Here is a 19,821-nt window from a genome sequence, read left to right as displayed (position 1 = left end):
ACCGGGCCACAATTCAGGAAGATAGGCAGTCGTGTCCTCTACGACTGGCAGGACGTGTACGACTGGGTGGATGCCCAGGCGAGGCAGCGAACTGACGATCGGCCGGCTGTCGCATGATGGTCCAAGAGCACCAGGAGATGAAGCTCCTCGACCACTCGAGCATGGACCGGAGTCATGGCGACGATTGAGCGGTACTCAACGGCATCCGGAATGAGGTACCAGGTCCGGTACCGCACTCCGGACCGCAAACAGACCAAGAAGCGCGGCTTCAAAACGAAGCGGGACGCTGAGGCGTTCGCCTCCACGGTCGAGGTAGAGAAGATGACGGGCTCTTACATCCAACCGTCCCTCGGCCGGATCACGGTGGCCGAGCTTGCTCCGGTATGGCTCGATCGTAAGAAGGCGGATGTGGCGCCCTCCAACTACCGCACCCTGGAATCTGCCTGGGGGATCCACGTCGATCCTCAATGGGGTCGAGCGCGACTCCAGGACATCGAGACGGCCCAGGTCGAGCGATGGATCGCGCAGATGCAGCACGACGGCAGCGGGCAAACGACCGTCATCAGGGCGTACGGCGTTCTGGCTGGCATCCTCGATGACGCTGTGAAGTCGCGTCGGCTGGCAAGTAATCCTGCGCGCGGCGTCGAGAATCTGCCTCGCAAGACATCCGAACGACACGTCTATCTGTCTGCCGAGGACGCCGCACGGGTGGCCGATGAGTCCGGCCCGCACCGGCCACTGGTTCTAACGCACGCCTACACGGGCATCCGATGGGGTGAGGCGGTCGCGCTACGGGTACGGGACGTGGAATTCCTACGGAGACGGCTGAGTTGTCCACGACAATGCCGTGCAGCTCGGCGTGGACCATGCAGTTGGTCGGACCAAGAGTCGGCGTACACGGTCGGTATCCGTCCCCAGGTCACCCTGGATACCTATGCGAACCTGTTCGACGGCGACTTGGACGCCGTAGCGATGGTTCTGGATGCACAGTTCTCACCACGAAGTGTGCCCAAAATGTGCCCACCGGCCAGGTGACGGGTCGACAGACGACCGCAAACAAAAGAAGCCTCCCATCTGCAAGCAGATGGGAGGCTCTTTGGCGGTGGCGGAGGGATTTGAACCCTCGGTACGGGGTTACCGTACACAGCATTTCGAGTGCTGCACCTTCGGCCGCTCGGACACGCCACCGCCGAGAACTGTACCGGAGTCAGCGTTCAGCAAGAAATCGGCTGGTCAGCGCTACTTTCCGGTGAGTTTGTCCTTGACCGTCGAGGCGGCGTCCTTGACCTTTTCGCCCGCGTCCTTGACGGCGGACTGCACCTGATCGCCCTTGCCTTCGTTCTTCAGATCCTCGTCGTCGGTTGCCTTGCCGGCAGCCTCCTTGGCCTTGCCACCGAGGTCCTGAGCCTTGTTCTGGGCCTTGTCTCCGATTCCCACGAGTCACCTCCGTGAATCTGTGAATGACCATGCGGTCCCGGTGCCACACGAGCACCTACCTCCACGACACCACGATCTGCGCAATCGTGCCGGGGAACTTCGTCCGCCGAACGCCGAAAAACAGCCATTACACCTGGTCAGGACATCAACGCTGGCCCTGAAAGAAACTTTCGAGAATGCCCGCACACTCGCCCTCGAGCACCCCGCCGCGCACCTGGGGGCGATGGGTGAGCCGGCGGTCGCGCACTACGTCCCACAGCGAACCGACCGCGCCGGTCTTGGGTTCCCATGCCCCGAACACCACCCGCTCCACGCGGGCGAGCACCAGCGCACCCGCGCACATGGTGCACGGCTCCAACGTCACCGCCAGGGTCGCGCCCTCGAGACGCCAGCCGTCGCCGTGCACGCGGGCCGCCGCGCGCAGGGCCAGGATCTCGGCGTGCGCCGTCGGGTCGCCCGTGGCTTCCCGCGCGTTCGCGGCACGCGCGAGTTCGACTCCGTCCGCGTCGAACACCACGGCGCCCACCGGCACGTCGACATCCGAGGCCGCGGCCGCCGCGGACAGGGCGGCGCGGATCATCCGCTCGTCGTCTTGCAGGGTCACGCCGGACGCCGGGCGGTCAGCGGGGGAGCTTGTCGAGCGCCGCCGACAACTCCGACTCGAAACCGCAGCGCTGCGCGATCATCGTCAACTGCTCGTCCGGGTACAGGTCGGTCTCGGCGAGAATCACACCGAGCACCGCGTCGGGCAGGCCCAGGTCGGAGAGCAGGCCGAGGTCGCCCTCCTCCCACGGCTCGACGTCGTCGAGCTCGTCCGGGTCGATGTCCGGGATCTCGACGTTGAGGGCATCGAGGACATCAGCCGCGACGTCGTAGTCGATGGCCGCCGTCGCGTCGGAGATGAGCAGCCGAGTGCCCGCGGGCGCGGGCCGGACGATGACGAAGAACTCCTCGTCGACGTCGAGCAGACCGAACACGGCACCGGAGCTGCGAAGCTCGAGCAGTTCCTTCTCCGCGACCCGCAGACTGGTGAGCGCATCGCCCGTCAAAGGGGTGCACTTCCACCGGCCTTCCTCACGGACGACGGCGATACCGAAGCCGTCCAGATCCTCCATCGAGCCTGCGGAGGCGCTGTTGTTGTTCGCGCGCTGTGCACCCATGCGCGCAACGGTAGCCCGCGCGGTGCCGGTAACAGAAGTCCAGCGACGAATGTGCCAACCTGATGTGGTGTCTGATGCCGTCTCCGCACCGCCCGTCTGCATTCTCGGCCTGGGTTTGATCGGGGGATCGCTGCTCCGCGCGGCCGTCGCCGCCGGCCGCGACGGCTGGGGCTGGAACCGGTCCGCACCCACCGTCGGCGCCGCACGCGCCGACGGGTTCGACGCCGACACCGACCTGACTGCGGTGCTGCGCCGAGCCCGGGCCGCGCGCGCCCTGATCGTGGTCGCGGTGCCGATGCCGGCCGTCGACGCGACGCTCGCGGCCATCGCCGAGCACGCCCCAGACTGTCCGGTCACCGACGTCGTCAGCGTCAAGGCCGAGGTGGCCACGGCGGTCGCCCGGCACGGTCTGCAGGACCGGTTCGTCGGCGGGCATCCGATGGCCGGAACCAGCGAGTCCGGATGGGAGGCCGGCGACGCCGAACTGTTCCGCGACGCGGTGTGGGTGGTGAGCGCCGACGACGGGGTGGACCCGCAGGTGTGGTCGCAGGTGGTGCGGCTGGCGCTGGACTGCGGGTCGGTGGTGGTGCCCGCCGGGTCCGTCGAGCACGACGCCGCGGCCGCGCGGATCTCGCACCTGCCGCACGTGCTGGCCGAGGCGCTCGCGCTGTCCGGCGCGGCCGGGGGCGATCTGGCGCTGGGACTGGCCGCCGGGTCGTTCCGCGATGGCACCCGCGTGGCCGGCAGCGCGCCGGCCCTGGTGCGGGCGATGTGCGAGGGCAACCGGGACGCGTTGCTGACCGCGCTGGACGAGACGCTGGACGTCCTCGCCCGGGCGCGCACCGAACTGGCCGATCACGGCACCCTGGCCGGGCTCGTCGAGCCCGGCTTCGAGGCCCGTCGCCGCTACGAGGACCGCGAACGCTGGACGATCACCGGCATCGACCCCGGCTCCGAGAACTGGCGCGAGCGACTGCGCGACGCCGGACGCCGCGGCGGGGTGTTGCGGCCGTGAGCATGCCGACGTTGCGGGGCGTCGCCCAGTTTCTCGCCAAGAACGAGATGTCCGCCACCGAACACGTCCGCGCGACGCTCGACGCCCTCGACGGGCTGCTCGGCACGCCGTGGGAGAACCTTGTCGCGGCCCGCAACGACGACGCCGCGCTCGCCGCCGCCGCGCGGGCGGACGAGGCGATCGCCGCCGGCGACTGGATCGGCCCGCTGCACGGCATCGCGGTGGCCGTGAAGGACAACATCGACGTCGCCGGGATGCCCACGCGCTGCGGTAGCGCGGTACTCGCCGGCGCCCCGCCGGCCGCGAACGACGCCCGGATCGTCGCGCGCCTGCGGGAAGCGGGCGCGATCGTCGTCGCCAAGACGCACCTGCACGAGTTCGCGTACGGCCCGACGGGCGCGATCAACGCTTCCGGTCCGGCCGCGCACCCGCACGACCCGAACCTCGTCCCGGGCGGCTCGTCGTCGGGGTCGGCGGCACTGGTCGCCAAGGGCGTCGTCCCGGTCGCGATCGGCACCGACACCGGCTGCAGCACAAGAACTCCCGCGTCGCTGTGCGGCGTCGTCGGGATGAAGCCGAGCTTCGACGCGCTCCCCACGTCGGGGGCGTTCCCGCTGTCGACGACGTTCGACCACATCGGTCTGCTGGCCGCCGACGTGCTGGACGTCTCGCTCGCGTGGGGTGCACTGCCCGGCATCGCGCACGTGCGTACCCCGGTCGCCGGTTTGCGGGTGGGCCGACTGCGGGGCGCCAACTGGGACGTGGCGGATCCGGCGATCGCGGCCGCCGTCGACGCCGCCTGCCGGGCGCTGGTGGACGCGGGCGCCGAGGTACTGGACGTCGAACTGCCCGAGACCGAGCAGTTCCTCGCGGCGTACCCGATCATCACGGGTTCGGAGGCGTACGAGACGCACCGGCAGTGGTTCGAGCACGCACCCGAGCGGTATCAACCGGCCACCGCCGCGCTGCTTGACGCACAGAAGGATCGCCCCGCCGTCGAGTACCTGCACGCCGCCCGCACCATCGAACGCCTTCGCCGCCAAGCGCTTTCCCGGCTTCGCGGCGAGCTGGGGCTGGACGCACTGGTCACCGCGACCACCCCTCTGCGTGCGGTCTCCCAGGAGCAGGCGCTCTCGGCGGATCCGGCGGTGGCCCGAACCCCGTTGCTGCGCATGTGCATCCCGTTCAACGCGCTCGGCATTCCGGCCATCTCGGTACCGGCACCGGGGGTGGAGGGCGATCCGATCGGCATCCAGGTGATCGGGCTGCCGACCACGGCCGGCGGGCACGGGTCGCACCCCGCGGAGTCCGCGGCCCTGGCCTGCGCGCTCGCGGTGGGCTGACCTCTCGCCCGTCAGGCGGATCACACCCCCTTTGCAGGGTTCACACACGCTCTCGGCAGCGAACACATGTGTGAACCGGGGAACCCGTGTGTGATTCCGACGGAAAGCGACTGTGCCGCGGCGGGGTGACCCGTCAGATCCGTTCGGCCAGTCCCGGGTAGTCGAGCACGAAACCGTCCGCGTCGACCTTGATGGACGACGACGACACCGGCGAGAGCACATGGATGCCGTCGGCGCCGCTGCTGTAGGTGAGCGAGGCCTCCTGCACCGCGAGGTCGGGCAGATTGACGTACACGACGGGGACCTGGATGTCCTCGGACTCGTGCTGCAGGCCGAAGCGGCGGATGGGAAGGGTGTTGAAGAACGGGCTCAGCACGACGTCGACGTCCTTGGCTCCGGCGAATCCGGACCGCAGGTGCGTGGTGCCGGTCTCGACCATCCAGACGCCCTCCTCGTCGCGGCTGATCGACATGTGCCGCTCCCCCGCGGCGAGGGCCGTGTGCAGCGACAGTCGGCGGGTGACCCCGTTCTCGTCGGTCACCAGGTCGTAGGACGCGCTGAACGCGGGATGTTCGGGGCACGCGCCACCGACGATGCGGCCCGTGGCCTTGATCCGGTTCCCGCTCATCTGCACGCGCACGGACTCCATGCGGGGCGCGGAGTGGGCACGCCACGTCAGAACGGCAGGCCAGTGCGACGCAGGACTCGGATTGCTCACGGCTTCTACGTTAGGCGACGACGGCCGTCCAGGCGGGGACGGCGGGTGAGATTGGTTCGCCCGCGTCGTCATTCGGACAATTCGACCTGTTCGCGTTCGAGGACCGAGATGCGGCGCGAGAACACCACCAGCGCGCTCAGGCCCACCGCGACGTTGATGAGCGCGCCGAACTCCTCGGCGACGAAGTTGAAGATCTCCGTCAGCAGGATCGTCACGAGCGCCGCGATCCGGAGCATCCGCACCGGCCAGATCCGGCCGCCGCGCAGTCGGGCGATCGCGACCCAGCACAGCACGAACGCGACGGTCGACCCGCACATCTGACCGATCGTGGTGATGTCGGTGCCGGTACCGCCCTCGAGATCCTCGGCGAGCGTGACGATCGCATTGACCACGCCGGCCGTGGAGAACAGGGCGAGAGCGACCGCCGCGACCCACACCGCGCGCGGGCCGTCGGACACTCGGGAGAGGTGCACGCGCAGCCACGTTCCGGTGGCGCCGAGCCGCCCGTTGCGGCGCGGCGCGCACCGCGACAGCAGGTCCTCGACGCCCGCGATCGCGCCCGGGTCGACGCCCGCCGCCGCAGCCCGCCGCAACTGCCGCCGCGCCCGCGCGAGACGCTCCGGGGTGAGGCCGTGGATCAGGCCGTCCGCCGCGGTGCCGGCGGCATTGACGAGGTCTTCCGCGGCGGACTGCGTGCGGTTGTCGTGGATCCAGCGGTTGACCAACAGCAGCGCCACGACGACGACGTACATGATCGCGACGGAGGGCTGGAAGAAGTAGTCGTTGGTCTGGGTGACGAATTTGCCGACCTCGTCGAGGAACAGCCCGAAACCGATGCCGCCGGCCACCACCGCGACCATCCGCGGCAGCGCGCCCAGGAACGAGAAGACCACCACGAGCGCGACGACCATGCCGAGGCCGCCCCACAGCGCGTGCGCGATGTGCAGCGTGGAACCACCGATCTGGGGGTACCCCGTCGCGTGCAGGTAGGCGCGTGTGACGAGGATCGTGAGGATCCCGATGACGACGAACGCCTCGACCAACGCACCGGCCTGGGCATCACGCAACAGTCTCGGATTCCGAACCCTGGACGCCCGTTCGGGTGGCGTGCTGATTGTCGCCATGCGGCGCAAACCCTTTCGGTCGTCGTCGACGGCCGGCGCCGGCGACGGGGTACGAAGACTCTTTACATTCCCTCACGGTGGCCGCAAGGTTGAGGGTGAGTCCACCGAGAGTGCGGACGAGTCCGAACCAGATAGCTGTGTGCAGAGATTTGGAGGATAGGACATGACCGAAGGTTGGGGACGCATGGACAGTCCCTTCGACGACATTTTCGCGAGGTTCTTCGGATCGGGACTGTCGTCCCAGCCCCCGGTGCAGCGCGTCGATCTCGGGCGGTTGCTCAACGACGACGCCCGGCGCCTCATCGCCACCGCGCGCGACGCGGCGAGCGAATGGGGGAACAGTGAGATCACCCCCGAGCATCTGCTGTACGCGGCGGCGCAGAACGATCCGACGCGTGGCGTGCTCAGCAGCATCAATCTGGACCCGGACGAGTTGGCGTCGAAGATGGCCGCGCACCTGGACAAGCACGGCACGCCGAAGACGACACCCGGTGCACCCAGCCTCAGTCCGGCGGCCAAGCTCGCACTCCGGACGGCGCAGCAGCAGGCCAGCGAATCCGGCAGCAGCTACATCGGCCCCGAGCACATCCTGATCGGCATCGCCGCGAACTCCGAGAGCCCCGCCGGCAAGGCGCTGCTCGGCGCCACCATCGAAGGCGAGAAGTCGTCGGCGCCGCCGAGTTCCACGCCGACGCTCGACGAGTACGGCCGCGACCTCACCGCCGAGGCCCGCGCCGGCAACGTCGACCCCGTGGTGGGGCGCGCCAAGGAGGTGGAGCAGACCATCGAGATCCTGTCCCGCCGCCGTAAGAACAATCCGGTCCTCATCGGCGATCCCGGTGTCGGCAAGACCGCGATCGTGGAAGGTCTCGCGCAGCGCATCGTCAACGGCGACGTGCCGTCGACGCTCACCGACCGACGCGTCGTGGCGCTCGACGTCGGCTCGCTCGTCGCGGGCACCAAGTACCGCGGTGAATTCGAGGAGCGGTTGACGAAGATTCTCGACGAGGTCAAGGCGCACTCGGACGAACTGGTGCTGTTCATCGACGAGCTGCACACCATCGTCGGCGCCGGAGCGGGCGGCGAGGGTGCGATGGATGCCGGCAATCTACTCAAGCCGGCGCTGGGTGAGGGCTCGTTGCCGACCGAACCGGAGAAGGCGTCGTCGGAGACCTGACGGTGATCCGTGCGTCCGAGGTGAGCGATCAGTCGGCCGCGGGCGCACGGACCTACTCGGGCGCGGGCGCGGGCAGGAGGTCCTTCTCGAACCAGTGGGTGGCGTAGGCATTGTCGTTGTACGGCGGAATACGCCGGTAGCCGGAGCGCTCGTACAGCGTGACGGCCTGCGTGAGTGCGGCATTGGTGTCGAGACGGACCAGGCGTGCGCCGTGATCGGCGGCGCGGGCCTCGAGGTTGCCGAGCAGTCGGCGCGAGAGGCCGAGACCGCGCGCGTCCGGGGACACCCACATGCGTTTGATCTCCGCGACACCGTCGTGCAGTTTGACGGCGCCACAACCGATCGGTGCCCCACGTAGGTCTGCGATCAGGACGGCGCCGTTGGGGGCGCGCAGTTCGTCGCCGTCGGCGGGCGTACTCGCGGCCGGGTCGAAACCCAGGTCGAGCCGCTCGTCCAGTTCGTCGAAGTAGCGGCCGAAGCAGAAGCGGACCGCCTCCGAGTCGGGATCGGCGACTGCGATCTCGACGGCAGCGGCGTCGAGCAGGCGCGTCACGGTGCCCATCGCGGCCAGCAGTTCGGCGCGCTGACGGTCCGGCAGTGCCCCGATGATCCGCTCGGCTCGGTCCTGCGACGCCTTCTCGAGGGCGTCGTATTCCCTCCGGCCGCCGGCGGTGAGCGTGACCACCCGTCCGCGCCCGTCGTGCGGATCGGGCTCGATGCGCAGTACCCCGTCGTCGGCGAGAGCCGAGAGGAGGCGACTGGCGTAACCGGAATCGAGGTCGAAACGCGCACGCAGATCGCGCACCCGGACGGTGTCGTGGCCCACCTCCCACAGGATTCGCGCCTGCGAGTACGGGCGGGGGAGATCCAGGTAGCGATCGTGCAGCACACCCAACTGCTCGGTGATGTTCATGTTGAACGAGCGCAGTGCCGCAGAGTCCTTCGGTAAGTCTCGCATTTGCCTGACTATAGTCAGGCAAATGCGCAGCGGCGACACCGAACCGAGCGGGCAGGCGGCGTGACGCAGCCACCTCGGAGGACTCGAGTAACGTGCTCCTGTATCTGTGCGTGAGGAAGGGTGCCGTGACGTCGACGGGGAACATGGTGGGGCTGTTCGCCGGCATCGGCGGGGTGGAGTTGGGGCTGCGCAGCCACGGCTGGGAGACCGAGCTGCTGTGCGAGATCGACCCGGGCGCCCAGCAGGTTCTGCGTACCCGGTTCGCGGACGTCGAGTTGCACGGTGACGTCACCCGGCTGCGCTCGCTGCCGCAGCGCACGGAATTGGTCGCCGCGGGTTTCCCGTGCCAGGACCTGTCCCAGGCCGGCAGGACGGCCGGCATCACCGGCGCCCGCTCCGGCCTGGTCGACGAGGTGTTCCGTCTGGTCAAGCGCAAGAAAGGGCCGCGCTGGCTGCTGATCGAGAACGTCCCGTTCATGCTCAACCTCTCCCGCGGTGCCGCGATGCGGCACATCACCGACGCGCTCGAGGACCTCGGCTACACGTGGGCGTACCGGGTGGTGGATGCCCGGGCGTTCGGGCTGCCGCAGCGCCGCCAGCGGGTGCTGATGTTGGCCTCGCGGACCGACGACCCCCGCGAGGTGCTGTTCGGGCAGGATGCGGGCCTGCCCGACGAGGGCGACCCGTCGCAGTTCCCGTGCGGCTTCTACTGGACCGAGGGCATCCGCGGGCTCGGCTGGGCCGTCAACGCGGTGCCCACGCTCAAGGGCGGGTCGACGGTGGGAATCGCCTCTCCCCCGGCGGTACGGCTGCCGTCGGGTGAGATCGTGACGCCCGGCCTGATCGACGCCGAACGCCTGCAGGGCTTCGACCCCGACTGGACGGCCCCGGCCACCGAACTGAAGGGCATCCGCAACGGGCACCGCTGGCGCCTGGTCGGCAACGCGGTGAGCGTGCGGATGGCCGAGTGGGTGGGCGGACGCCTCGTCGACCGCATCGCGTACAGCCCGGACCACGAGACCCCGCTGAAGCCGGGCGACGCGTGGCCCAGCGCGGCGTGGGGCCGCAACCGGCAGGCGTTCCGGGTGCACGAGTCGCACTGGCCGGTGCAGGAACCGTACGAGGACCTCAGCGGTTTCCTCGAGCACTCGCAGCTGCTGTCCGCGCGCGCGACGGCCGGGTTCCTCAAGCGCGCCCGCACCGGCAGCCTGCGGTTCGTGCCCGGTTTCCTCGACGACGTCGAGAGCCACCTCGACCGGATGGGCGGCTACCCCGAAGCGGTTGCCTGATCGCGGTGCGAGGATGGTGTCGATGCCCTCGACCGATCCCCTGACCAGCGCCCGGATGCGGGCGCAACGCCGCCGCGACACCGCGCCGGAGGTGGCACTGCGCCGCGAACTGCACCGCCGCGGGGCCCGGTTCTTCGTCGATCGGGCGCCGCTACGCGGGTTGCGACGGCGCGCCGACCTGGTGTTCCCCCGCCGCCGCGTCGCGGTCTACGTCGACGGTTGCTTCTGGCACAGTTGCCCACAGCACGCCACCTCCCCGAAGAACAACGCGCAATGGTGGGCGGACAAGTTGGCCGCCAACGTCGTTCGCGATCGCGACACCGACACCCGGCTCGCGGACGCGGGCTGGACGGTGGTGCGGATCTGGGAACACGAGGACCCGACGGAAGCGGCGGATCGGGTGCAGGCGGCACTGCGGGCCGCGTGATCGGTCGGTCTCGAATCGGCCGCGAAACCGGTGTGGACGCCGCGAGTTTCCTAGGCTCGTCGACATGAGGATCCTCGTCGCCGGCGCCGGGGGCGTCGTCGGACTGCCACTGACCCGGGAACTGATCGCGCAGGGCCACGCCGTGATCGGCACCTCGCGCAATCCGGACTCCCGTCCCGAACTGCACGACGCCGGTGCCACCGTCGTCCGGATGGACGCCTTCGACCTCGCGTCGGTGGAGCACGCGATCGCCGAGGCGCGCCCCGACGCGGTGATCCATCAGCTCACCGACCTCTCCGCCGTCGACCTCGAGGCCAACGCCGAACTGCGCATCGTCGGCACCCGCAACCTCGTCGACGCGATGCGCCGATACGGCGTGCAACGCCTGATCACCCAGAGCATCGCGTGGCTCTACGCCGACGGCGACGGCCTGGCCGACGAGACGGTGCCGCTGCGCGAGGCCACCGGACCCAGCGCGCGCACCATCGAGGGCGTGGTCGCGATGGAGCACACGGCCAGGGAGATCCCGGACCACGTGATCCTGCGCTACGGCAAGCTGTACGGCCCCGGCACGTGGTACTCCCCGGACGGCGATTTCGGCCGTGCCGCCCGGGACGGGGTGTTCAGCGGCAACGGAATCGAGAGCTTCCTGCACATCGCCGACACCGTCGCTCCCACCGTCGCCGCACTCGGCTGGCCCGCAGGCATCGTCAACGTCGTCGACGACGAACCGGCCGGTCCGGACCAGTGGCTGCCGGTGTTCTGCCGCTGGGTGGGCGGACAGACCCCGACCGGGCTGAGCCCGGGGGCGGGCCGCGGCGCGTCGAACGTCAAGGCGCGCAACCTCGGCTGGGTGCCGAAGTATCCGTCGTGGCGGATGGGGATGTCGGGCTGACGCGGGCTGCGGGCGACCGTCGGCGGTCATCCGAGCGAGCGCAGGTAGACGAGCGTGGCCTGCACTCGCCGATCGCCGTCCTCCAACGGCAGTTTGGAGAAGATGGATCCGATGTGCTTGCGCACCGCCGCCTCGGACACCGTCAGCCGCTGCGCGATGCCGGTGTTGGTGTGCCCCTCGGCGACCAGCGCGAGCACCTCCCGCTCGCGCGGGGTGAGTGCCGCGAGTGGACCCCGACTCCTGGTCGCCTTCACGAGTGCCCGCACGACGTCCGGATCGATGATCGCCTCGCCGCGCGCCACCCGGGCCACCGCGTCGAGGAACTGGCGGACGTGACCGACACGCTCCTTGAGGAGGTACCCGACACCGCCCTCCGCGTCGTCGTCGAGAAGCTCGTCCAGATACGCCACCGAGACGTACTGGGACAGCACGACGATGGGCAGTGCGGGCTCCCGCTTCCGGATCGCGGCGGCCGCCCGCAACCCGTCGTCCGTGTTGGTCGGCGGCATCCGGACATCGGTGACGACGAGGTCCGGCCGGTACGCCTCCCACGCGTGCAGGAGCGTCGGGGCGTCCCCCACGGCGGCGCACACGTCGTGTCCGGCGGAGGCGAGCACGCTCTCCACGCCCGCTCTGAGCAGCGGGCTGTCCTCGGCGAGCACGATCCGCAGCGGCCGTTCCGTCGATGTCACACCGGGCACTCCATCCGGATCGTCGTCGGTCCCCCGACGGGGCTTGTCACGGCGAGGGTTCCATCGACGGCGCCGACGCGACCACTCAGCCTGTCGAGACCGCGCCCGGCCGCGAGCTGTGCGCCCCCGACGCCGTCGTCGGCGACGGTCAACACCCACGTGCCGCCGACGCGGCCTCCGCGGACCGTGACGTGCCGCGCCCGAGCGTGCCGAACCGCGTTCGTCAGGGCCTCGGACACCAGCACGTACGACATGTGCTCGACGGGCGCGGGCAGCCGCCGATCGGACAGCCCGTCGAGTCGGACGTCGACGTCCAGCGGGACGTCCGCGACCAGATCCGCGAGCGCGGGAGCGAGCCCCCGCTCGATCAGCGCCCGCGGGGAGTACCCGAGCAGTACGGCGCGCAGTTCGGCGAGCGTCTCGTCCACCTGACGATGCGCGTCGGCGGCGAGCCGGCCGGCGGGCCCGTCCGCGTCGGCGGCCTCCGCCAACCCGAGGCTCATCGACAGCGCGACCAACCGGTGCTGGACCCGGTCGTGCAGTTCCGATTCGAGCAACGCCCGCTCGGATCCCTCCGCGTCGAGCAGCGCCGATCGCGTCGTCTCCAGTCGGGCGGCCTCGAGACGCCACGGGTCGGCATCGAACCCGAGCAGCAGTCGGGCCAGTTGCGCCTCCGCAGCCGCCCAACCACCGGCGACCACCGCCAGGAGGGCGAGAACCACCACGCCGCACAACGCCAGTCCCCAAGCACCCGAGACGGTTTCGACGGTCCATGCGCCGAGGTCGAAGCGGTCGTCCCGCACGACGAGAGGTGCCGCGAGGAGCACCCCGACGATCACGACGGCGAACACCGCCAGGAGAGCGGCGACACCGCCGGAGACCGCCGCCGCCAGCACATAGGCCACGTGCCGCACGGTCGGCACCCGCTGCTCGTCGGCGGAGGTCCGCACCTCCGCGTCCGCACGTTCCGCGACCGACGGGTCGATCAACCGCAGCCGCGCGCAGTGCGCTCGCAGCATCGGCTCCCACAACGCCGTGCGCAGTCGCCGCGTGAGCCCCATCAGCAGAACCGGGACGATGCCGATCACAGTGGCGCACGAGAGGATGCCCGCGACGACGAGGCACGCGAGCGACCGCCACGGCCACCGGGTACCGAGGTAGCGCGGGCCGGTGCGCAGGGCCGCCCCGACACTGTCCGTCACTGCTCCACCCCCGCCTTCCGACGCTCACGCATGATCGACGCTGCCACGATGCAGAGAACGACCGGTACGTACGCAGCGCACATCAGGAGGGTAGCGGCACTCGCGTGACCACCCGAGCCCACGAAACGCTCGAGGCCGACGGCCACCACCAGGTTGCTGCCGCCGTGCAGGATCGCGGGCGGCCACACCGATCGGCTCCGGCTCCACAGCCAACCGATCACGAATTCCAGGAGCACCGACAGCGGCAGCCACAACAGCATCGCGACGACGGCGTCGCTCGCAGTGCCGCCGGACCCGAAGTACCCCACCCAGGGCAGCGGCCAGTGCCATACCCCCCAGATCAGGCCGGTCGCGAACGTCGTCGCGACCGGCCGGCCCGGCACCAACCGGTCACGCAGGTAGGCGGTCCAACCGAACTCTTCGCCCCAGAAGATCGGCGCAGCCACCACCGGCACCACCAGCGCGAACCCCACGAACAGCAGATCGTCCCGCCCGAACTGCCACGCGGCGACGTCCCACACCCCAGTGGCCGCCGCCAACGCCGACGCGGTCGCGAGGATCCCGATCGGCAGCAGCGCGGCGATCACGTAGGAGGTCCAGGCAGCGGACAGACGTGGCCTCAGCCCCGCGTCCGCGAACCCTTCACGGGTGATCCAGCGGCGCGTGACGATCGCGGCGAGCGCGGGCACGAATGCCGCGGTGAGCAGTTGGACGATCGGGTCGTCGAGGGAGTATCCGGCCGCCCAGACGATCGCCCACGGAATCCAGGACGCCCCGAAGGCGAGGGCGAGGAACCAGCCGACTCCGCGCCTGCGCACGCAACGGTCACGGTCGGTTACCGATGTCGGAACGGGCGGTGCAGTTGTCATGCCTCCACTTCACGGCGTGCAGCCGCGAATCTCTGTAGCCCACAGGACCGTCTCGGGGTGGCGTGTGCGCTACCCCGGGACGGGCACCGAGAGACGATGTGGCGCGATCGAAATAGCTCAGATCATTACCTTTCGTTTACCTTCCGACCATCGGGCGGCCACGGCCTGCGCATAGTTTTCGCGGCATGAATATCCGTCGGGCACTGTCCACTATCGCCGTCACTTCCCTCACCGCCCTGCCCCTCGCCGCGTTGACCCCGGCCACCGCGTCCGCCACCGGCAGCCTCGATTGGAGCGGCTCGCTGGGCAGCACCGGTTCACAGACTGATGCAGTCTTCGACGTCCAGGCTCACCGCGGAGGTCTGGGCCTGTTCACCGAGAGCAGCCTCGAAGCGTTCGCCAACGCGCTCGAAATGGGCGTCACCACACTCGAACTCGATACCCAGATCACCGAGGACGGGATCGCCGTCGTGACCCACGACCGCAAGATCTCGAACAAGAAGTGCCAGGACACCGCGCCCGTCACGACCGGCGACCCCGAGTTCCCGTATGTCGGCAAGTTCATCAAGGACCTCACGCTCGCCCAGATCCAGACCATGGACTGCGGTTCACTGCAACTGGCTGACCACCTCGAGCAGCAGACCGTCCCCGGCGCGAAGATCCAGACGCTGGCCGCGGTGTTCGACCTCGTCGAGTCGTACAACGCTCCGGACGTGAAGATGAACATCGAGACCAAAGTGGAGGCCGGCGCACCGTCCGAGACCGCTCCCCGCGAGAAGTTCGTCCGTACCGTCCTGGACACGATCCGCGACGCCGGCATGCTCGATCGGGTGACGATCCAGAGTTTCGACTGGGGCGCATTGATGCTCACCCGCGATCTCGAGCCGTCGGTACCCACCGTCGCGCTCACCAACGGTGACTTCCTGCAGGTCGGCAAGGACGGCGCCTCGCCCTGGCTGGGCGGACTCGACATCGACGACTTCGGCGGCGATGCGATCGCGGCGATCGCCACGTTCGGGGCGTCCGCATACTCCCCCGTGCAGGGAAACCCGCAGGGCGGCAAAGTCTCCGATCCCGGCTTCACCCTGTACGTGACAAAGGAGATGGTCGAAGCAGCACATGCCCGTGGCATCGATGTCGTCCCGTGGACCGTCAACGACCCCGAGACCATGCACGTGCTGATGGACCTCGGGGTGGACGGAATCATCACCGACCGGCCGGACCGTCTGCGCACCGTCCTCACCGAGCGCGGCCTGGAGTTGCCTGCCCCGGCCGCGAAGAAGTAGGCCGCCGAGGCGAAATCGATGCCTCCGTCGAGTAATCGGCGGAGGCATCGTCGGCTTTCTCGGTACCATCGGTAACGGACTGTCCGCCCGTGCGCCGCCGCCGGACGGGTATCCGGACACGCTGCCCGGCAACTCGCCCGCCTCTGCGCAAGCTCTGCGCCGACCCGATCGGGAGAGACCAGAGCAGGAAGGAGCATTTCATGAATGCCGATGTTCCCCAATCGACTCCCCCGCCGAAGGTCGGAGATTTCGACGCGCTCTATCGCGGGGACTTCGCCGCCGTCAATGCCGACGCCGAGCCGACCGCTCCCGGATTCACGTTCGATCGGGTGCCGTGGGACATCGGCGAGGCCCAACCGGCGGTGCGGGCGCTCGAGTCGAGCGGCCAGTTCGCCCGCGAGGTGCTCGACATCGGTTGCGGACCGGGCGAGAACGCGCTCTTCCTCGCCTCGCGCGGCTACCGGGTGTGGGGACTGGACGCCGCACCCGCCGCGATCGACATCGCCCGCGAACGCGCCCGACAGCGCGGTATGGAGCGTGGAGTCGAGTTCGAGGTGGCCGACGCGACGGATCTGTCCGACTATGCCGACCGATTCGTGTCGGTCATCGACAGCGCGCTCTACCACTGCTTCCCCGAGGACCAGCGCCACCGCTACGCGGCGTCGTTGTTCGGGGCGTGCCGCCCGCAGGCCCGCCTGCACGTGGTCTGTTTCTCGGACCGGGTGCCGGACGGCTTTCCCGGGCCGTACCGCATCACCGAGGACAATCTCCGGGACACTCTCACCGCGGCGGGATGGACGGTGCAGCGCATCGAACCGACCACCTACACCACGGCCTTCACTCAGGACGAGATGACGACGCAGCCCGGTTCCCCGGTCGCCGCGGCCGCTGCGGACATGCAGGTCGACGACCGTGGCCGGCTGCTCGTGCCGGCCTGGCTCGCGACGGCCGAACGCACTTGAGCGCCCTGCGCACGGTGGCCCTGGAACTGGCCCCGCCGGAGCGGACCGCGTCGGCGGTCGAGGCGGCACGGGCCGTGGCCGAACGTTGTCACGAGCACGGACTACTCGAGCGTCTCGGGCATGTGCTGGTTCCCGGCATCATCCCCGAGGACGGGGCGCGCCCGGTGCCGCTGACCCCGCGAATGGACATTCTGGACGTCTGGACCGCGCTCCGGCCGGCGCTCGCGCCCGTGTCGGGTCTGTGCACCCAGGTCACCGTCTTCGAGACCGAATCGGCGCTGGCCGACCGGGTCCGCAAACTCGTCGGTGCCGGGATGGACGGTGTCGTCTTCGTCGGCAAACCGCACGGGTCCCCGGTCGCCGACACGCCGGGGCCCACACCACAGGAGGCGCTCACCCGCTTCCGGGGCCAAGTCGCGCACCGCGGTGTGGTGCTTATGCCCACACGCCGCGGCGAACTCGATCGGTTCGAGACCAAGTGCGCGCACGGCGCGACGTTCGCGCTCACCCAAATGCTCTACTCCGACCGGATCGTCGGATTCCTCCGCGCCTTCGCCGCCCGCTCCGAACACCGCCCGGAGATTTTGTTGTCGTTCGGCTTCGTCCCCGGCGTCGAGACGCGGGTTCGCCTCATCGACTGGCTGCTCCACGACGACGGCAACGCCGACGTGGCACCGGAGCAGGCATTCGTCGCGCGCCTCGCCGCGAGGTCACCGCAGCGACGCCGCACCGACCTCGTGGACCTCTACCGTCGGATCCTCGACGGCGTCGGCGACCTCGGGTTCCCGCTGAGCGTGCACCTGGAAGCGCCGTACGGACTCTCCGATTCCGCGTGCGAGACCTTCAGCGCGCTGCTCGACCACTGGTCGCCGCTGCAGGCGGTGCGATCGTGACCGCCCCTCGGCTCGGTCTCGACGAGGCCCGCGCCCACCTGGCGTCACAACCGTTCAGCGTGCTGCTCGGTGCCCGACTGGTCTCGTTCGACGAGTACGGCGCCGTGCTCGAGGTCGATGCCCGACCGGACCTGCTGCAGCAGAACGGTTTCCTGCACGGCGGGGTGCTCGCCTATGCCGCCGACAACGCGCTCACCTACGCGGCCGGGACGGCCCTCGGGCCGGGTGTACTCACGGGAGGGATGACGGTCGAGTACGTGCGCCCGGCGCAGGGCCGCATGCTGCGCGCCACCGCGCGGGTCACCCATGCCGGGCGCCGCCGCGCAGTGTGCACGTGCAGCCTCGAGATGATCGCGGACGACGGCAGCCCCCGCTTGTGCGCCGTCGCCCAGGGCACGGTACTGCCGGTGACCGCACCTTGAAGCGAAAGCCGTTGCCTAGCTGTCCCGTCCGGGGATTCGTCCGGCGAGGATCGTGTCGACCACGTCGTCGCCGAGCTCCTGACGCAGCCGCTGCTGCACGTCGGGGGCCCGGCGCAGGTGGGCGCCGCCGTCGACGGTGACGAAAGTGCCGGTGGCCCAAGACGACTCCGGGCCGGCGAGGAAACGGATAGCTCCGGCGATGTCGGCCGGGACCCCGAGGCGGCCGAGCGGCGTCTGTTCCAGGAAGGCGGCGGGCCTGTCACCCTCGAAGCTCGCGGCCACCTTGGGGTTGTCGGGCGAGTTCACCAACCCCGGCCTGATGCAGTTGACACGAATCCCGAGGTGCCCGAATTCGTCTGCGGCCGTGCGGACGAGCGCTTCGAGACCAGCCTTGCCGGCGCAGTAGCCACTCATGTACGGGAAGCTCTGGGCGGCGATCACCGACGACGTGAACACCATGGACCCGCCGCCGGCCGCGGCCATTGCAGGGACGCACGCCTTGATCGCGACGAACGCGCTGGTGACGTTGATCCGCAGTTCGTTCGTGAAGCTCTCCGCGTCGCCCAGCAACAACGGCGTCGTGCTGCCGCGACCGACGGTGCTGACGCAGATGTCCAAGCCGATGTCCCCACTCGCGTGCGCGACGGCCGCGGCCACGTCGTCCTCGACCAACGAGTCTCCGGCGATGTGCCGGACGGATGCACCGGCCGGCGCCACCGCCGCGAGTTCGGACGCGAACGCCGCGATGCGCGCCTCGTCCCGGCTCATGATCGTGACCGATGCCCCGTCGGCGAGCAGTGCCCGGGCGCCGGCGCCGCCGATGCCCCCTGCACCACCGATGATCAGTGCACTCTTCCCGTGCAGGGGCAAGGTCTGGCTGGATGTCTGCGTCATGCGGCCGAAGCTAGATCGACGGCGCCGGTCGCATCCCGCGGATGACCGTTGAACGAGATATTTCGACTAGAAAATTCGCGATGAGACGGGTCAGTAGCCGGCCGCCGGGTCGATCTGCGCCGCCAACTCGTCGCCGCCGACGAAGCGTCGCACGTTTTCCGCGACGTGATCGGCGAACGCGCCCGACCGGACCGACGGCGGATTCGAGTCGTGCGGGGTGATGATCGCGTTGGGCAGCGTCCACAGCGGATGGCCGTCGGGCAAGGGTTCCGGGTCGGTCACGTCGAGTCCCACGCCGCCGATCCGACCGTCCCGCAAAGCGTCCACGACCGCGTCGGTGTCGACCAGCGGACCCCGCGCCACGTTGATCACCCACGACCGGGGCCCCAGCTTCGCGAGCTGCGGAGCCCCGACGAGGTGCCGGGTGTCGGCGGTGGCCGGAGCCGCGACGACGACGTGGTCGACGCGTCCGAACACCTCGTCGACCCGGTCGGCGGTCACGACCTCGTCGGCGCCGGGCACCGGCCGGCCGGAACGGTTGACCGCGATCACCGTCGCCCCCACCGCGGTGAGCATCGGGATCATCGCGCGCCCGATGCCGCCGGCCCCGATGATCGCGACGCGGGCGCCGCGCAGCGTGCCGACCTTGTCGAAGAACTCCCGCTGCCGCCATGTGGTGGCGGCCAGGTGCTCGGGCAGCGCCCGCACCCCCGCCAACAGCAGCGTGAACGCGTGCTCGGCGACGGTCGCGGAGAACGCGCCGGCCGCCGACGTCCACACCAGGTCGGGGTGCCGCTGGATCACCCCGGCATCGAACCAGTGCTCCACGCCGGCCGAGTGCAGCTGCACCCAGCGGATCGAGTCGGGCAGCTCCGCCGGGAAGCGCGTCGTGTCGTCGCCGGCCCACACGAGTGCCTCGGCGTCTGTCACGTCGACGACGCGTCCGCCGCCGCGGACGACGGCGTCCACGAGCAGGTCGTCGGGCTCGGGCCCCAGCGCGATGGGCGTCGGCGTCGTCGTCACGGATTCTCCTCACACGGCACGACCCGGGCGTCCGG

Annotated in this window: 20 protein-coding genes, 1 tRNA gene and 2 pseudogenes; 11 read left to right on the top strand and 12 right to left on the bottom strand. The window is 69.8% G+C overall.

Going from position 1 to position 19,821, the window contains the following annotated elements; all coding sequences use genetic code 11:
• Positions 1-174: 174 nt before the first annotated feature.
• A pseudogene (locus A6I89_RS19770) lies at positions 175-919 on the top strand (Arm DNA-binding domain-containing protein); the annotation flags it as partial.
• A gap of 178 nt (positions 920-1,097) precedes the next feature.
• On the opposite strand, the gene A6I89_RS19765 reads toward A6I89_RS19770, so the two are convergent.
• From A6I89_RS19765 to A6I89_RS19750, 4 genes are all read right to left on the bottom strand, one after another.
• A tRNA-Ser gene (locus tag A6I89_RS19765) sits at positions 1,098-1,188 on the bottom strand.
• Between the two features lie 51 nt (positions 1,189-1,239).
• Positions 1,240-1,437 (bottom strand): CsbD family protein, encoded by a 198-nt coding sequence (locus tag A6I89_RS19760; RefSeq protein WP_005516188.1) that lies wholly within the window; start codon positions 1,435-1,437, stop codon positions 1,240-1,242.
• 145 nt (positions 1,438-1,582) lie between these two features.
• On the bottom strand, positions 1,583-2,041 hold the full coding sequence (locus tag A6I89_RS19755) for a nucleoside deaminase (RefSeq protein ID WP_005516189.1): 459 nt from the start codon (positions 2,039-2,041) through the stop codon (positions 1,583-1,585).
• Positions 2,042-2,057: 16 nt separating this feature from the next.
• Entirely contained in the window at positions 2,058-2,597 is a 540-nt protein-coding gene (locus tag A6I89_RS19750; RefSeq protein WP_005516190.1) for a tRNA adenosine deaminase-associated protein, read from the bottom strand.
• A gap of 49 nt (positions 2,598-2,646) precedes the next feature.
• On the opposite strand from A6I89_RS19750, the gene A6I89_RS19745 reads away from it, so the two are divergent.
• Entirely contained in the window at positions 2,647-3,612 is a 966-nt protein-coding gene (locus A6I89_RS19745) for a prephenate dehydrogenase (RefSeq protein ID WP_044990315.1), read from the top strand.
• Entirely contained in the window at positions 3,609-4,955 is a 1,347-nt protein-coding gene (locus A6I89_RS19740) for an amidase (RefSeq protein WP_022593506.1), read from the top strand. Before A6I89_RS19745 ends, A6I89_RS19740 begins: the two co-directional genes overlap by 4 nt.
• Positions 4,956-5,088: 133 nt before the next feature.
• Here A6I89_RS19740 and A6I89_RS19735 read toward each other — a convergent pair whose 3' ends face one another.
• Together A6I89_RS19735 and A6I89_RS19730 are read right to left on the bottom strand one after the other, a co-directional pair.
• On the bottom strand, positions 5,089-5,673 hold the full coding sequence (locus A6I89_RS19735) for a putative glycolipid-binding domain-containing protein (RefSeq protein WP_080559291.1): 585 nt from the start codon (positions 5,671-5,673) through the stop codon (positions 5,089-5,091).
• Positions 5,674-5,741: 68 nt separating this feature from the next.
• Positions 5,742-6,797, bottom strand: coding sequence for a hypothetical protein (locus A6I89_RS19730; protein ID WP_044990311.1), 1,056 nt, complete (start codon positions 6,795-6,797; stop codon positions 5,742-5,744).
• A gap of 163 nt (positions 6,798-6,960) precedes the next feature.
• Between A6I89_RS19730 and A6I89_RS19725 the strand changes: the two are divergent.
• A pseudogene (locus A6I89_RS19725) lies at positions 6,961-7,938 on the top strand (Clp protease N-terminal domain-containing protein); the annotation flags it as partial.
• Positions 7,939-8,026: 88 nt separating this feature from the next.
• Here the strand turns inward: A6I89_RS19725 and A6I89_RS19720 are convergent.
• On the bottom strand, positions 8,027-8,932 hold the full coding sequence (locus A6I89_RS19720; protein WP_022593503.1) for a helix-turn-helix domain-containing GNAT family N-acetyltransferase: 906 nt from the start codon (positions 8,930-8,932) through the stop codon (positions 8,027-8,029).
• A gap of 125 nt (positions 8,933-9,057) precedes the next feature.
• Here A6I89_RS19720 and A6I89_RS19715 point away from each other — a divergent pair, with 125 nt between their 5' ends.
• From A6I89_RS19715 to A6I89_RS19705, 3 genes are all read left to right on the top strand, one after another.
• Positions 9,058-10,221 carry a DNA cytosine methyltransferase gene (locus A6I89_RS19715; RefSeq protein WP_013414575.1) on the top strand — a complete coding sequence of 388 codons (1,164 nt, stop codon included), beginning with the start codon at positions 9,058-9,060 and terminating at the stop codon, positions 10,219-10,221.
• 22 nt (positions 10,222-10,243) lie between these two features.
• Positions 10,244-10,648, top strand: a complete 405-nt coding sequence (locus tag A6I89_RS19710) for a very short patch repair endonuclease (protein WP_022593502.1) — start codon at positions 10,244-10,246, stop codon at positions 10,646-10,648.
• A 64-nt stretch (positions 10,649-10,712) separates the two neighbouring features.
• The gene (locus A6I89_RS19705; RefSeq protein WP_005516203.1) at positions 10,713-11,543 is read left to right on the top strand and encodes an NAD-dependent epimerase/dehydratase family protein; all 831 of its coding nucleotides are present in this window, start codon (positions 10,713-10,715) and stop codon (positions 11,541-11,543) included.
• Positions 11,544-11,569: 26 nt separating this feature from the next.
• On the opposite strand, the gene A6I89_RS19700 is transcribed toward A6I89_RS19705, so the two are convergent.
• From A6I89_RS19700 to A6I89_RS19690, 3 genes are read right to left on the bottom strand one after another with little or no spacing between them, the layout of a single operon-like run.
• Complete coding sequence (locus A6I89_RS19700) at positions 11,570-12,235, bottom strand: response regulator transcription factor (protein WP_005516204.1); 666 nt, start codon at positions 12,233-12,235, stop codon at positions 11,570-11,572.
• Positions 12,232-13,437: a sensor histidine kinase gene (locus A6I89_RS19695; RefSeq protein WP_022593500.1), complete on the bottom strand. Its 1,206-nt coding sequence runs from the start codon at positions 13,435-13,437 to the stop codon at positions 12,232-12,234. The genes A6I89_RS19700 and A6I89_RS19695 overlap by 4 nt, the downstream gene beginning before the upstream one ends.
• Positions 13,434-14,255 carry a CPBP family intramembrane glutamic endopeptidase gene (locus A6I89_RS19690; protein WP_231814147.1) on the bottom strand — a complete coding sequence of 274 codons (822 nt, stop codon included), beginning with the start codon at positions 14,253-14,255 and terminating at the stop codon, positions 13,434-13,436. The genes A6I89_RS19695 and A6I89_RS19690 overlap by 4 nt, the downstream gene beginning before the upstream one ends.
• 236 nt (positions 14,256-14,491) lie before the next feature.
• On the opposite strand from A6I89_RS19690, the gene A6I89_RS19685 reads away from it, so the two are divergent.
• The 4 genes from A6I89_RS19685 to A6I89_RS19670 all read left to right on the top strand — a co-directional run bounded on the left by A6I89_RS19685 (position 14,492) and on the right by A6I89_RS19670 (position 17,869).
• On the top strand, positions 14,492-15,592 hold the full coding sequence (locus A6I89_RS19685) for a glycerophosphodiester phosphodiesterase family protein (RefSeq protein ID WP_022593498.1): 1,101 nt from the start codon (positions 14,492-14,494) through the stop codon (positions 15,590-15,592).
• A gap of 200 nt (positions 15,593-15,792) precedes the next feature.
• Entirely contained in the window at positions 15,793-16,554 is a 762-nt protein-coding gene (locus A6I89_RS19680) for an SAM-dependent methyltransferase (RefSeq protein ID WP_060934567.1), read from the top strand.
• A complete protein-coding gene (locus A6I89_RS19675; RefSeq protein ID WP_022593496.1) occupies positions 16,551-17,447 on the top strand; it encodes a mycobacterial-type methylenetetrahydrofolate reductase in 897 nt (298 codons plus the stop codon). The genes A6I89_RS19680 and A6I89_RS19675 overlap by 4 nt, the downstream gene beginning before the upstream one ends.
• Positions 17,444-17,869, top strand: a complete 426-nt coding sequence (locus A6I89_RS19670) for a PaaI family thioesterase (RefSeq protein WP_022593494.1) — start codon at positions 17,444-17,446, stop codon at positions 17,867-17,869. Before A6I89_RS19675 ends, A6I89_RS19670 begins: the two co-directional genes overlap by 4 nt.
• Positions 17,870-17,884: 15 nt before the next feature.
• On the opposite strand, the gene A6I89_RS19665 is transcribed toward A6I89_RS19670, so the two are convergent.
• Positions 17,885-18,763 (bottom strand): SDR family NAD(P)-dependent oxidoreductase, encoded by an 879-nt coding sequence (locus A6I89_RS19665; protein WP_022593492.1) that lies wholly within the window; start codon positions 18,761-18,763, stop codon positions 17,885-17,887.
• Between the two features lie 90 nt (positions 18,764-18,853).
• Entirely contained in the window at positions 18,854-19,786 is a 933-nt protein-coding gene (locus A6I89_RS19660) for a D-isomer specific 2-hydroxyacid dehydrogenase family protein (protein WP_022593490.1), read from the bottom strand.
• Positions 19,787-19,821 lie beyond the last annotated feature (35 nt).

Source organism: Prescottella equi (assembly GCF_002094305.1).
Lineage (GTDB): Bacteria > Actinomycetota > Actinomycetes > Mycobacteriales > Mycobacteriaceae > Prescottella > Prescottella equi.
This window is presented reverse-complemented; position numbering and strand designations above follow the sequence as displayed.